The sequence below is a fragment of the Citrobacter sp. CK181 genome (assembly GCF_030333595.1).
GTDB lineage: Bacteria > Pseudomonadota > Gammaproteobacteria > Enterobacterales > Enterobacteriaceae > Citrobacter_B > Citrobacter_B koseri.
The window spans coordinates 438,340-452,756 of record NZ_JAOWFN010000011.1; the positions used below are offsets into that span (position 1 = coordinate 438,340).

General features: G+C 41.6%; 13 protein-coding genes. 4 read left to right on the forward strand and 9 right to left on the reverse strand.

The features are described from left to right. Positions 1-12 precede the first annotated feature (12 nt). The 3 genes from OGW17_RS06195 to OGW17_RS06205 are packed head-to-tail and all read left to right on the forward strand — an operon-like array spanning position 13 to position 2,535. Entirely contained in the window at positions 13-525 is a 513-nt protein-coding gene (locus tag OGW17_RS06195) for a TIR domain-containing protein (RefSeq protein ID WP_148841991.1), read from the forward strand. 1 nt (position 526) lies between these two features. Further along, complete coding sequence (locus OGW17_RS06200; RefSeq protein WP_088402940.1) at positions 527-1,720, forward strand: toll/interleukin-1 receptor domain-containing protein; 1,194 nt, start codon at positions 527-529, stop codon at positions 1,718-1,720. Further along, on the forward strand, positions 1,717-2,535 hold the full coding sequence (locus OGW17_RS06205; RefSeq protein WP_023143487.1) for a hypothetical protein: 819 nt from the start codon (positions 1,717-1,719) through the stop codon (positions 2,533-2,535). Before OGW17_RS06200 ends, OGW17_RS06205 begins: the two co-directional genes overlap by 4 nt. 244 nt (positions 2,536-2,779) lie before the next feature. Here OGW17_RS06205 and OGW17_RS06210 read toward each other — a convergent pair whose 3' ends face one another. The 6 genes from OGW17_RS06210 to OGW17_RS06235 form a co-directional block, all read right to left on the reverse strand. Further along, complete coding sequence (locus tag OGW17_RS06210) at positions 2,780-4,567, reverse strand: ATP-binding protein (RefSeq protein ID WP_080895598.1); 1,788 nt, start codon at positions 4,565-4,567, stop codon at positions 2,780-2,782. A gap of 342 nt (positions 4,568-4,909) precedes the next feature. Beyond that, positions 4,910-5,572, reverse strand: coding sequence for an Nmad2 family putative nucleotide modification protein (locus OGW17_RS06215; protein WP_023143489.1), 663 nt, complete (start codon positions 5,570-5,572; stop codon positions 4,910-4,912). After that, positions 5,566-6,057, reverse strand: coding sequence for a TIR domain-containing protein (locus tag OGW17_RS06220; RefSeq protein ID WP_002911710.1), 492 nt, complete (start codon positions 6,055-6,057; stop codon positions 5,566-5,568). The genes OGW17_RS06215 and OGW17_RS06220 overlap by 7 nt, the downstream gene beginning before the upstream one ends. Before the next feature lie 21 nt (positions 6,058-6,078). Continuing rightward, the gene (locus OGW17_RS06225) at positions 6,079-7,110 is read right to left on the reverse strand and encodes a nucleotide kinase domain-containing protein (RefSeq protein ID WP_063945090.1); all 1,032 of its coding nucleotides are present in this window, start codon (positions 7,108-7,110) and stop codon (positions 6,079-6,081) included. Beyond that, entirely contained in the window at positions 7,100-7,657 is a 558-nt protein-coding gene (locus tag OGW17_RS06230; protein ID WP_048284479.1) for a P-loop NTPase family protein, read from the reverse strand. The genes OGW17_RS06225 and OGW17_RS06230 overlap by 11 nt, the downstream gene beginning before the upstream one ends. Then, complete coding sequence (locus OGW17_RS06235; RefSeq protein WP_196522960.1) at positions 7,654-8,700, reverse strand: thymidylate synthase; 1,047 nt, start codon at positions 8,698-8,700, stop codon at positions 7,654-7,656. Before OGW17_RS06235 ends, OGW17_RS06230 begins: the two co-directional genes overlap by 4 nt. Before the next feature lie 950 nt (positions 8,701-9,650). Between OGW17_RS06235 and OGW17_RS06240 the strand changes: the two genes are divergently transcribed. Continuing rightward, positions 9,651-10,598 carry an ArdC family protein gene (locus OGW17_RS06240; protein WP_048284480.1) on the forward strand — a complete coding sequence of 316 codons (948 nt, stop codon included), beginning with the start codon at positions 9,651-9,653 and terminating at the stop codon, positions 10,596-10,598. A 194-nt stretch (positions 10,599-10,792) separates the two neighbouring features. Here OGW17_RS06240 and mobC read toward each other — a convergent pair whose 3' ends face one another. The 3 genes from mobC to OGW17_RS06255 all read right to left on the reverse strand — a co-directional run bounded on the left by mobC (position 10,793) and on the right by OGW17_RS06255 (position 14,411). After that, on the reverse strand, positions 10,793-11,539 hold the full coding sequence (gene mobC / locus OGW17_RS06245) for a MobC family replication-relaxation protein (protein ID WP_048284481.1): 747 nt from the start codon (positions 11,537-11,539) through the stop codon (positions 10,793-10,795). Between the two features lie 9 nt (positions 11,540-11,548). Then, positions 11,549-13,408, reverse strand: a complete 1,860-nt coding sequence (locus tag OGW17_RS06250) for a type IV secretory system conjugative DNA transfer family protein (protein ID WP_048284482.1) — start codon at positions 13,406-13,408, stop codon at positions 11,549-11,551. A gap of 700 nt (positions 13,409-14,108) precedes the next feature. After that, the gene (locus OGW17_RS06255) at positions 14,109-14,411 is read right to left on the reverse strand and encodes a TrbM/KikA/MpfK family conjugal transfer protein (protein ID WP_080895592.1); all 303 of its coding nucleotides are present in this window, start codon (positions 14,409-14,411) and stop codon (positions 14,109-14,111) included. Positions 14,412-14,417 lie beyond the last annotated feature (6 nt).

The following is a 14,417-nucleotide window of genomic DNA, read 5'->3' on the forward strand; positions in this document are numbered from 1 at the left end:
AAGGTAACAGATATGTATAATACCAAAATAATTAAAAGAAAAGTTTTTTTAAACTACCACCATGATGGTGACCAATATTACTATGATGAATTCTCAAGAAAATTTCATGATGAATATGAGGCTGTAACGGATAATTCTCTTGATCGTCGAGTTGACAGTGACGATATTGACTATGTCATGCGACGTATTCGTGACTATTATATCGCAGGGACTTCATGTTCCATTGTATTGGTCGGTAATGAATCATGGGGAAGAAAATATATTGACTGGGACATTAAATCGACGCTTGATAAACAACATGGACTTATTGGTGTCCAGTTGCCAACATTGTTATCAAATTCTTATGGACAAGTGACTGTGCCCGCTCGACTCAGTGATAATATTGATTCTGGATATGCGCTGTGGGTAAGTTGGGCTGATTTTACAGCTAGCATTTCATCGTGTAGGGAATATATCGAACAAGCCAATTGTCGTAGTAATACTCTGATAAGAAACACTCGTGAACGCCGCTTAAGGAATGCATAATATGCTTGAGACGAATTTGGCAAAACCATTTCTGGTTGTTTATATCATTTGGCACCCGGATTTCGCCGGTGGTGCTGGACTGGCCGAAATATTGCGTGGACACTTTCGTCGGGAACTCTATCAGAATGTTGCTGGAGGAACCGGTTTAAGTGTTATTTTTCGTTCTGAGCCTCTACCTAAAACGGGGAAGCCGCTGCCGATCAATTTTTCAGAATCAGAGACCACCGCAGTCCTCATACTTGCAGAATCATGTATGGCAAATGATCCTGAATGGGGGACTTACCTTCGGGAGCTATCCACGCAGTCGGAAATAGCTGGACTAGGTACACATCTTTTCCCCATTGCTATTGATGGAGAAGGATTAAATCTGGGACTGGAAGAGCAGGCATTACGCTGGGACCAATGGATACAGGATGGGAGCAACGATACTGCAAACCTTCATATACGATTGATTAGTGAGCTTACATACGAATTTTGCAGGATGCTGCGCCATTACCTGGAACATCTGAAACAACCAGAAAAAGATGAAGATGAGTTGCTTAATTATCTCAAGAAAGTTCAGATATTCCTTAGCCATTCTAAACATGATAAAGATGGAGAGCGGATTGCTCATTTGATACGTGAGCAATTACATAGTGGACATGGGTTAAGTTCATTCTTTGATGTCCATGATATCCCTGCCGGGCTTCGGTTTCATCAGGTGCTATTGAAACAGCTGGCGCAAAGCGCAGTTGTTGCTATACATACCGACTCTTATTCTTCGCGTGAATGGTGTCGCCGAGAGATTATAGAAGCTAAACGTAATAGTGTACCTTTAGTTGTTGCCAACTGTATTAGCGAATTGGATGAAAGGGGATTTCCTTATATGGGAAATGTCCCCATAGTGAGAATGGATCCACAGCAGGCTGAACGAATTAATATCATTATTGCACGACTGCTTGATGAGGTTCTGAAAGATTTTCTGTGGCGCTGTCGTATACAATTGGTTAATACCGAACAAAGTGCAGTGCAGTTTGTTCCGCGTGCGCCGGAGTTAATCTCACTTGCTGGCTTAAAGTTCCACGGTATCGGGCAGCCTACAATTGTATATCCCGACCCACCCTTAAGTTCGGAAGAGGAGCGCTTATTTGAAGAAGTTAAACCCGGTATCAGGCTTAGAAGTTTTACCGAATGGCTGGCAGAGGGAACATCATGACTTATCGTGAAATGCTTAGTCAGCATGTTATTGCAATATCTACATCAGATAGCCCAGATATGCCTGTATTGGGGTTAAGTCAACAGCATTTATATGACGCGATGACAGAAATTGCGCGTCATTTATTAGCCTTGGGAGCCCGGATTGTTTATGGAGGAGATTTACGTGCTAACGGTTTTACTGAACTGTTATTTGAGTTAGTAGCACGCCATAGAAGAGATGCGGATGAGGGGGATGAACGTTCCAGTATATTGAACTATCTGGCATGGCCGGTGCATATGCAAAAAGATTCCAGTGACTTGGAAAGGCTCAGTGCGGACCTGAAAGGAATGGCAAGGCTTGTTTTATTCAATCGGGATGGCGAGTCGTTGCCAATGGCAGAACGAGCCCATTACATAGCAACTATTCCTTCTGATGAAGATTGGGAAAAAGGTTTGACAGCAATGCGACATGCTATGTTACAAGACACACATGCCCGTATTATTCTTGGCGGGCAGGTAGATAAGTATAAGGGGGCAATGCCTGGTATAGCAGAAGAGGCTATATTATCACTTCGCGCTAAACAACCCCTTTTCATTATGGGGGGCTTTGGTGGATGTGCAAAAGATATCACCGAGTCTCTGAATATTGTGGCATCTGACGGAATGCAGAAACGTAACTGGAGAGGTCGGGAAGAATTTTCTGGTTTCTCTTTCCAGGATCTTAATAACGGACTCACTGAGGAAGAAAATACTGTGCTAGCACAGACTCCGCATGTGGACCAAGCTATCGCCATGATTTTGAGAGGACTTTTCCGATTGGTAAAACGTTGCTGAAAAAATACTTAAAATCCATTACCATTATATGTATTAGCTTAGACTTGCTTTGGCACTCTTGCGGTACTGAGCTAAACCTAATCTGATATGTCGGTCTGTGCAAAAGCCCGTACACATAGTAGCCTTTTAATTTGTATAAGTAGCAGCAGAGCCGAAGTGCAAGGAAAACGTTGTGAGACGATGACGATATACAGAGCAATCATATATAATATGAAGAAAGAGCCGTGCTTGCGGCTCCAAAATGTTATAATTTCGCATATATAGCATTAAACCAAGTTAATGTCTCGCCTTTTGCATCACTTGCAGTGAGCATTTGATAACTCATTTTTGCTGTAGCAAATTTATTTATCTTCTTCTTCGCTTTACTTTCATTATAACGTGTTAAAGCAGATACCTCTGTTGATACATCTGTCGTATCATCTATGGTTATTTTTACACCAAACACCGCCTGAATAGCATCAGGATGTAAATAATTTTCCATTTCCCTTTTTTCAGTCATGAATGCTATGGAACCATCATTTCTAGCATTTACTGACTTACATTCTTTTTCATACTGAGGAGGGATGGCAACATCTCTATCATAGATGTGAATCTCAGGTTTATTTAGAATTTTTAAGTAATTATTATTAACCCAATCTTTAAGAGTATGTCCCCCCATTGGAATGAAAACTATACGCGGATCATTTATCATATCAGGAACATTTGGAACACCTTGGTCGAGATAAATTTTACCGATATTCTTTAAAAAGTTTATATCATTAGGGCCTTCAACGCATACAAGAACAGATGCCCTACTATCAGGGTATACGCCAAGATCATTCGCTATGTTCTTTAGCACATCATCATTACCATTTTTAACCTCTAAACCATCATCGAGTGTTCGGGTTATATGGCGTAGAGATTCTGTAGGTATCTTTTCCACAAGTGCAGGGACGTGGGTGGTAATCAATACTTGGCATTTATCAGCATTTGCTAATTCTTGAAATGCATCAATAAGAAGTCTTTGATTAGATGGGTGTTGAGATGTTTCAGGTTCTTCAATTGCATAAATAACTCCTTTATCTGGGAATTCTTTTTGCAATCTTTCTGCTTCCGCTTTAAAAAAACTAATCAGGACTAAACGTCTAACACCACTACCACGTTTATTGATAGCGATTCCTCTATCATCTTCCAATGTTAGCTTGAAAATATTTTCCCACTTAGGTTCCACTTTAAACTTTGGGATTAACCCGGCAGCAAGATTAGGAGATATATCATGTAAATGTTTAATTGTGTTTTCAGCCACTTCAACTGCATGTTCTTTTACGCTTTCTTTAATGGATTCAAGTTGAATGTCAATCTTCTGCAATGCTGTTTGAACCGCTGACTTCATAGGATCCTGTACTTCTGATTCTTCATCGGTACTCGGCCTGTCTGCGCGGAATAATGCAAAGTGAGGGAGTTTGTCATATATTTTTTCACAAATAACCTTGCCCTCCTCAGCATTTAATTTAACGAAGATTTCTTTAAGCTTTAAATCTCCAATTTTCCTGTAAATTTCTTGTCTTAAACTAACATTGGACCTTTTATCAGCTCCATCAACACCAATAGATTCGGCAATTCCTTTAAGTTCATCATTTTTTTTAGCAAGTAAAGATTTCGCGCCTTTTGCTGAGGGAGCCATACATTTAGCTTGAACGCTGCCAGATCCCTTACCTTTTGCAAATACTCTATATATTTCTAGCTTTCCATTACTATTTAATAAATATTCTTCTTTAAGGTTAGTTATAGATGTGGCATCCAAAACTATAGGTATATCAGCTCCTGAAAAGATACATCCAATTGACACGTCTTCATTTTCCACGCTATCGACACATTTATCGGTAGCATCATATTTACATAGTTTATGTTCAAAGAAGACACCAAGTGCGTCTAAGATAGTTGTTTTACCAACATCATTACGACCAACTAATGCAGTTAGTGAGTTAATGTCAATGCTATGTTCTCCATGATAGCCACGAAAGTTCTTTAAGATTAGTTTTTCAAGTTTCATAAAAATCTCCATTTTTAAAAATTAAAATTTTATTTTTTTTAAAACTTACGTATTCGAAAAAACATTTGATTTTGTTGTATTCTAAGTAACAAGAACAATTTATAAAATTAGTTCAATCGAAGTCTTGGGTAAGACGATTTTTCTCTTTAACAAAACGGATAACTACGCATTGGACAATAGATACTTTAGGAAACACGCGGAAAAATTGTAACGTTTTGCTCATTCTAGACCTGATATTCCTTCAAATTAGCAAGTTCGAGAGATAAGGGAAAATTACGACAGTCTACCAGAATCATTTCACACCTGCTCTAAACAATATGCAGAAAATAATAAATGTATTTATTAGTAAAGTTCTCCAGTTCCCTGATCTACACGTTTATAGAAATCAGAAAAATTACATGGGTCAGATATAACTGAGTTTTTATCACTACGAAAATCAAATTCTATTTTTTTTATAAGATCAATGGCTGGTATAGTCGAATTTAAAGGGATTTTTTTATAGTTTCTAATTCTGTGATATTCAATTGAGTCTAAGTCTACTTCAATCGCTTTATTACCGAAATAATAAAAATGATCTGAAATCAACACGTTATTGGAGCTAGTATCTCGTTCAAGATTTGTCATGTTAAATGAACCATCAGCATTGCTATGATGAGAATCTTCTTGTATCCATTCATTGTTTTCATTTTGATGGTAGATATTATCGCCCAGAATTTGTACATGACTACCATTTCTAGCAGGCTTTTTGAGAGAGAACCTAGTATCCTCCCAATAACCATTGAAACTAATTTTTTCTGAAACTTTCATTAATAGGATACATTTTTTTTTAGCTGATTTTAAATTGGCTCCACCAACTCCGAGTATCCAATCACCCACTTTAGCCGACTTTCTAATTCCAGGTTTGCATGTTGCCAAGGTACAACTTCCATGAAATGGATTAGGTGCAAAACCAAAGTCTCTCGTTATTGCATATACATAAAGGTGTGAGTTGGGATCAATTAGCATACGACATTTCCACCTTGAACTTTATCACGATCCGTACCATCAGGTTTTTCAAAGGAAGTTTTACCTTCTAGTGCGTTGATAATGGCATCACTTCTCCAGGCCACTATAGAGGTTGCATACTTTTCGAGATTCTCTGGTAGTTTTACATCGCCTTTTAACCCATTTTCATATACACCTATGATTGGTTTTCCAAGTTGATGAGCTACTTGAATTTCCCAGTTTACCCAAGGTCTAGTATGTGTCTCTTTCCCGATAACAACTATAACTTGACTAGCCCACCTCATTTTCATTCTAAGTAAACGTGCAATCGTTCGGTCACTAAGTTTTTTTTCCTCAACTCGTCGCTGGTTTTCAGGTTTCATTCTAATAGAACTATTGCGTAAATGATAACCTTTTGCTGCAGCTAAACGAGAAACTCCATCAACACTCGCGTCGTCTTTATGATGATGGCTAACAAAAACATTTTTCTTAATTTCTTTAACCATTTTTAAATCCTTTGTAATTTGCTAATTATAAAATAATTCTATATTATTGCTTTGATAATGATATTTTTGTTTAGGCCTTTTATTGTTAAATTTAGTTCGGCATCTTTTATCTATCTCGCATGCACCACTATTTTCCATGTCCATTAAAGTGTAAACTCTTTCTTCTTTAGGCAGGAAATGGAATATTTCATCCATGTTCCAATTTTCACTATACTTTTCAGCGATATTATTTTGGTTTATAGTGAACCAGAATAAACACTCTTCGCTATTCATTCCATCTCTATTAGAAAAAATCCAATTAATTCCTCTTTCACAACCAGGACCTGAAATAACAAAGTTCAATTCTGTAAACGGAAAGTTGGGTATGTATGTCAGATCTATGAAAATTTGATATGCTAGAAAATCCCCAATCCCTGAGAATGATTTTAAATGTTCAAAAACTTCGAACTGATTTCCTGATGATTTTACACCATTAACGATTTTATCTTGGTTATAATAAACAAATTTTATCATTCTAATTACCATATCATTTTCCGGTATTCCTTCTATATTTTTTAAGTATTTTCCGAAGTTAAACTTCGGACCTCCTAAAATATAGGCTGCACTAAAAAATACGTAGCCTGGTTTTTTTAATGATATATTTATTGTCTTTTCTCTGATCTTTTCATTGATGTCGCGAATAGTCATTTTTGTGAAATCAAAGGGCGCATCAAGTTCATTTAATGTATCGCTTTTATTTATTACTCTAAACAAAAATGAATTGAGTATTTTATTTTCATAAGTTAATTTATTGTTGTTTGTTATATTTTTCAATAACCATTTGGTTTCTTTGTCCCATGTTCTTTTAGTATTTACAAATTTATAGTTTCTCAATATTTTGTCGTCTGTCCAATATGGCGGAAGGTTAAGTATCTCTTTCTTGTAATATATGGATGTCCTCTCTCGTTGATGATAAAACCATTCCCTGATAACAGCTTCATTCAAGATAGGTTTAGCGGTTTTAATTTTCATTTCTCTGACATTACAAAAAAGTTGATCGTTTTTACTGTTCACTTAATAATACCTTTTCGAAGAAATGTTTAAAACTATCAATTCCGTTCACATTGTTGTCAAAATGATATTCTGATTTTGTTTTATTCTCAGTGACATACTTGTCGATTTCGTATTTTTTATAATTGTTATTTTCCCGTTCTATATGTACTATAGTGAACTGATTGTTCTTACACCATGCGAATTCTTCATTTGATCTTATGTCAGTAATTATTATATTTTTATTCATCCCTCCATTTTTTTCTAAAATTTTCAACTCTTCTGATAGCATTCTAATAAATATTTTTTCTTCAATTTTCCTTAGGCTGTCTAAGCTCAGCCATATATCTCTTGGTGAATGGCTGATAAAGTCGCCGGTAGGTAAGGTTATATTGAGTGGTAACATTTTATTTTCAGGGGGGTAATCCTTTTCCATCCAAGGATAAATATAATTGGCCAATTTTTTGAGTTGATCGCTAAATGATAATCTAATAAATCCATAGTTGGATATCAGATAATTGGCAAGAAAGTCTTTTCCACTACCCGATATGCCCATGAATGCAATTTTCATAGACGGTCCTTATTAGAATTATTAAAATAATTAGAAGTTACGCTTAGATTGAAATCATTGCTTAACTTAGTTTTTAACACTATTGGTTGGTTGAATCTTTCCTGGAAAATATATGATAGAGCTGCTTCTGCATATCCCCAAAGTAAATTCCTTTCAGTTTCTACAAAGTGTTTAATAAATATTTTTTTTAGATTTTCGGTTTCCATATCTATTGTGTCTATTTTATGTTCATTTTCTGTTATTATTCTTTCAAGGAATGAAACTATATCACAGAATAATGATTTTATATTTTGTAACGATGGAGGGAATGATATTTCATCATCGTTTATCAAATCTGTCATTTGTTCTTCTTTTCTTTCGTATATTTCATTGGCTTGTCCTACTCTATCATCATATATATGAAGATTTGTTACTGACTGATGTAAGTATCCCAGTTTAATCTCGCTATCAACTTCCCTCTGTAATATTGAAAGTACTATCTCTTGAAGTAAACTAAACTCGAAAAGATTTATATTGCTCACTCCAAATATTAGATCGCCGCTTCTTTGAACTATTTTAATGTTTAAATTTTTGTCAGGAGTGATAAAGAAATGAATTAAGTTATTACAAGGAATATCGACACTATGTTCTATGTTGTATACTTTTATGAGGCTTTCATTCGTATCTCTGTCAGGCATGTATAAGCTAATGACTGCTCTTCTTGTAAATATTCCTTCTTTTTTGAATTGTTGCACGACATTTTCAAGTTGCCCGTGAGCGTATAGTCTTTCCCCATAAGCTGCTCGCCAAATGACACCATCATCTGAGTATTTAGGCGCTCTTGGTAAAAAAAAATTTAGATATGGTTTAATTCTGTTGTCGCCAGCAAAAACCCATATAGCTTCAGCAAATGTGGAAAATATATTATTTTTTCGACCCGCTAAACTTAAATGCCTTGATCTAGGGTTTCGTAAGATCATACTAACATCATAAATAGTTATAGCATCCCCATTCCTTGTCGAAATACGAACTCCTTCATTAAGCACTTTTTCTAGGAGTTTCATTATTACATCGTTAATAGTTTCTCCGTAAATGACGTGCATAAACAAAACCTCATGCTATAAAAAACATCTTTCTAGTTGATATAGTTTATTGGGCCTAATCCAGAATTTGGTCCAGCTATGATATGGACTAACCGGATAGCACGTTTCAATCTCTTGCCTCTAAGAACAGGCTCGAACGTGATAGCCAATTGGCTTCCCACTTAGCAAGTGAGAGCTCGACCCACGCTACCGCCCTCAGTTGCATAGGCACTGCGTTTGTATGAACATTTACAAATGTTACTCATGTTATGGATTTGGTCAATCTGGCAATAAGATAATTACGAAACTTTAGACTTATTACTTAAGTGGAGGTGGCGCGAGTCGCTAGCGAGTAAGACTGTCTCTTATATGTACCAGAAGCACAACTGACGATGCTCCAAAACCATAGTCACCGCTGCGTAGCAAGCTGTGGCCTCTCGCTACTCCCGGGTGCCCCAGTTACAACGTTGTGGGTTGCTTAAGAAATCTGTCCCGCCGGATTAGAGTGGTGGTAGATTACTGACTGTACTCAGCGTTCAATACAGAGACAGCCCGGAACAGGCAGTAATTGATGCCGGAACGAGACTATTCAAGAACAAACCGCCCCCGGTTAGCAGGATCGTCTCGGCCGGCAGGAAAGCATGCTAACACCTACATGAAGTCCCTGTCAGTGCAGGCCCCAGACTCAACACCACCAATCTACTTTTCGCCACTGCGAAGTAAGGGGCGCTACGCCCGGCTATGCAGGGGCAGTTTTTTTCCTGTGCGCTTTTCGTTCCTCTATCGGCTTCCTGTTAATCGTTTCCCAACACAACCCGTCCCGCAAGGGTAAATAGCACGCATGCTGCGCCCTTGCAGGACAGAACGATGTCGGGAAAGCGAACCGTCAGGCGATACGAAGACGAAAATCACACACTGACGGAGAAAAAACGATGACGATTTCCCTGCATACCACCCGGACAAGCGCCCCTAACACCGCAGCGGCGACCAGCGTATCCCCGCTGGACCCGTCAGGCTCCTCAAAAACGAAATTTTCTAAAACCAGAACCGACATTTACCAGACTGTTACTGACAACATCATTGCAGCGCTGGAAGCCGGAGTAAAACCGTGGTCCTGCCCGTGGCAGCGTGTAGATGGCATGTCTGGTTTGCCTTCCAATTACGCTACTGGTGCGGCTTATAGTGGCATGAACATCATGTTGCTGTGGTGCAGCGCATCTAAGCAGGGTTTCAGCGATTCACGCTGGATGACCTACAAACAGGCACAGGTAGCAGGTGGACAGGTTCGCAAGGGTGAGCATGGCACAACAGCTATTTTCTACACCACGCTGGAGAAGGAAAACGACGAGGGAGAAGTTGAACAAATCCCGATGCTGAAAACTTTCACCGTGTTCAACGTTCAGCAAATCGACGGCCTGCCCCTGACAACTGAAACGGTCAGCCCGGAAGCAACCTTTGACTCGTTGCCCGAGGCTGAAAACCTGTTCAGGAAGAGTGGCGCAAACATCATTGAGAAAGGACAAAACGCCTTTTTCAGCCCATCAACTGATGAAGTCTGGTTACCGGAGCGCCATCTATTCGCTGATGCGGCTAACTTCTATGCTACCGGTCTGCATGAGCTTGTCCACTGGAGTGGGGGCAAAAAACGTTTGAGCCGTGAAATGAAAGGGAAGTTTGGCAGTGCGGATTATGCAGAGGAAGAACTTGTCGCGGAGCTGGGAAGTGCCTTTCTGATGGCTGATCTTGGCATTGAGGGAGAGGTACAACATGAAAGCTACATTGCTTCCTGGCTGAAAGCGTTGAAAAACGACAAGCGTTATATTTTCAAAGCGGCCAGCGCAGCCTCTAAAGCACATCGTTACCTGATGGATAAACTCTGAGACCGGGATCAGGCAACCTCAAGGGAATGCGGTTACATGGTTTTTAACCGGTAACGCTGCAAGGCGCAGACTGAGGCGGAACGCAGCACAGCGAGTACCGAACAGTCTGCGCCTCGCAGTGGAATAAAAATTATTTCGACCTGGCGGTATCGCCGCCAGGCCGGTGAGGCCATCTCGATGGCCTGAGTAAAAGCTTACGTATAGCTGCCTAGTGACAGGCGTTTCAGTTCATCAAGGGTATAAATGCGAAACACCCGGCGGTGACGTTCTTCCAGCGGGATGTGCTGATGGTTGATGATGACATGTTTGATGCTGTCAAACAGTAGTTCAAGTGCCCGTTTTTTCTGTGGGTCAGGCATGACATAAAAAACATAAATCCAGTGCTTGCGTGTACGGGCCAGCAGGTGGCTGGCGATAATAAACTGGTAACGGGATCGGGTTTTCAGGCGGCGCTCGGTTTCAATGGCAATAACGTTTCCGTCAGGCAGGGTTAATAACCCGTCCGGGCGATGTTTCACCTGATACTGGCTGATAAAGGTGGCCCGGTCGCCGTTAATCCATCCCGAAGCGCCTTTCTTCTCCAGAATAAGTCTGGCGGCCTGATTATCAAGATGGTGCTCCAGCGTCCAGCCGGTCATTTTTGATGGTTCGAACCGCGCAGGAAAGATTTTATCATCCGGGGTTAACACCACCGCCAGCCCGTCACTGGTGATCCCCCATAATGAAATTTTCATTGTTCGTGATTCAAGCACATGCTTCTGTATTAACCCCATTCGCTCTGTTTTTGCCAGTAGCGAATAAAGCGACTTATGATCCCGGAAACCAAATAACAGCATCAGCGTTTTAAAATCACTGTAGGTTTCTTCTTTCAGGAAGTTCAGCAGTTGTTTTATTTTTTCGTTGTTACGCGTCTGGCGCTCGTGAAAGGATGAAATCAGCATAAGCGCTCCTTAAAAATCAAGCGGGGGCAGGTGTTCTTCATCATCAGGTTTCGGCTTTACCGGTTTTACTTCGCTTTCGTCGAAGAAAAGAGCCGGGTGCGTTGTCATCACATCCGGCATGGCGGGTTTATCATCCTCGCCAAAATCCAGCACGATTTTCACCGGGGCTGCCGCTGCGGCAATATCAGGGGAAACTGAAAAGATTTTTAGCTGACGCTTTCTGACCTTTATCGGCGAGATCAGTGAAGCAGAAGGTAGCGTTTTTGTCGTAAAGATAAAGCTGACAAAATCGGGCAGGTTCAGGATCATATTGCTGTCAATAAAGAAACGTTCGGCCTGGCGGATTGTGCGCTCACTGTCGATGGTTTCCGTCAGCATATTATCCGTTTTCGCTTTACGGAGTTCATCATCCACCAGAATCGTGCCTGACATTCTCGCTACCCAGTCAGCTGTATCCGGGTCCATAACCCGGTAAACCAGTTTGAATTTAGCATTTTCAACGACCGCACCGACAACGGCGTCACCTTTCAAATCTGCCGGGCAGTCTTTTAAATCGGCAATGGACTGGTGGTCCATGATAATATGCACGCCTTTATCCCGTGCTGCGCCTAATCCCTCCAGTGCTGGCCTGGATAAATGATATTTAAGTTCGGAAAGATAAATAGCAATGGGGCGGGGTACGTCTGTTACACGGTCGCGCCCTTCTGCTAACTGGTACAGGCGAACCAGTAACATGCGCTGGGCTGTAATAATTTTGCTGTTTCTCATGGAGCCGATAACATAACAACAGCCGCCTTCATCAAACATTTGTTTAAGTGAAAAGCCTGTCGGTGAATTAATGGCATTTAATAATGCCAGCTCTTCAATCTTACCGAAAAATGCTTTGATTTTTTCGGCAATGCCCTGAACGTAGTCACCGTTATAAACATCACGGAGAGTTGCCGATGGGTTATCATTGACAAATTGCGCGGCCATACGTGCGGCTTTTCGGTCATCAATACGATAGAAGTCCGATTCCTGTCCTTTTTCCGCCAGGCTGAAACCGGCAACAAACAATTCTTCCAGTTCATCTGGCGTGATATCTTCAATCAGGTTTAACTGGTATTGCTGTTTCCGCAGGTCAATCAAAGCAAAAGGCTTGCCTGCATCCTCGCAGGCTTTGCGGTAAAGGTGGGGTGCCCATTCATCATTCTTTGGGTCCATAACAAACACACCTTCACCGGCCAGAATGCTTTGATAAAGCAATATGCCAGCGGCAACCCCTTTACCGGCTCCGGTGGTGCCGATAATATCCGCGTGTTGTCTCTGCCAGTCTTTTAACGGGAGATACATGGGGTCATTTTCATTACCCATGCCAGTAAAAATGCCTTTATTCAGGTCGATATAATCCAGCGGGTTATAATGCAGAGTTTCCGGCAGCAGGGATTTTACGGTGCGGACATCAGTGCGCAATTCCCGTTCAAGGGTGGTCTTTTTAACAAGACGTTTCTTTATTTTGTCTAATTCAGGTGTTAATACCCTGCGCAGCAGAATATGAAAAATAATACCGGTTACAGTGAAAGCAATCCGTACTGACCAGGCCAGTACCGTATTATCACTGGTGAGTCTGGTCTTATACAGCCACTGGAAGGATCCGATAACTATCGGAGCCATTGTGCCTGAGAGAAAACACACCAGAGAAAAAGCGATAATCAGCCTTTTCCATAATGGAGCTTTCTGCCGTTCATCGCTTTTCATTGATGCAAAAAACGGCATCGTCAGCCCCGCGAATAACGCCAGCATCAGTTGTTGCTGTTGCATAAAAGCGAGCAGTGCCAGCATCCCGTTCACTATCGGCGACAGTGAAGCGGCAAGTTTATTTAACATCATGGTGCCTCCTTCGTCAGCGACTCGCCCCAACTCATCGCCCCATCAATTCGCCCCACGGTGTCGGGCGAAAAGGCGGGGCGAGCGTATGGGGCAAAGAAGGTGGCCGCTGCGCGGCCATATGCAGGAAAGCATGTTTCCCTGCACGAAACGGCGTGCGCCAGTATATGCGGGCTGGACGCCCTTATTGCCTGTCGCATGGGGGTAATGTCGTGGCTGAACGCCGCGTCAAAACCCCCCAGAGTCAACGGCGGCACACCGTCGCCCGCTACGCGCGACCACCCCCTTTAAGACGGTCGCTTTCGCCTTTTTCTTCCCTTTGCTCGTTCCTCGCAGCGGGAATAAAAGGGAAGCTGGCCTTTAAAGAGGGTGGTCGCGCCACGCTACCGGCTTTGGGCCGGAGACTTAGCGGCGACGGTGTGCGGGGCTGTGCCCCCCGGATAAACCGCTGTCGTGGGCGACAGCTTTTCGCTCGCCGGGGCGGCGAAATTTATCCGGCTCCCCCCGGCCTGCAAAATCCGCGTGGGCGCGGCTGTTTGCAGGTGAGGCGCGGTGCCTGAATTATTTTCGCTCCTTAACCCGCGAAAATAATTCTGTCCGCTGCCTCATTTTTACGGCCCCTGTTTCTTCGCTCCTTAATCCGCGAAAAACAGAAGCCGTAAAAACCTGAAAACCGTCATGCTCTGTGCCCGTCTCGCCAGTGTTAACCACGAACGCGGCCATATTTACTGATGATCTGACTGATAGCCGCAGGGGCTGCCGAATCACATTCAAGTAAAAACGATTTTCTGGCATCAGCCGTATGGTCAGGCAGAAAACCATGCCTGTTCTTCTTTACGATATTAAAGAATGCCCGTTCAGCCGAATGGCATTCACTGCCGCCGCCATTTCCGGTTGCTTTACCGTACATACATAACACCACTTCGCAGGTATCAGCAGCCATTACAGTTGTTGAACATGACGCCATAACGCAGAACAATAATACAGACAGTATGACTTTCTTCATTTCAGC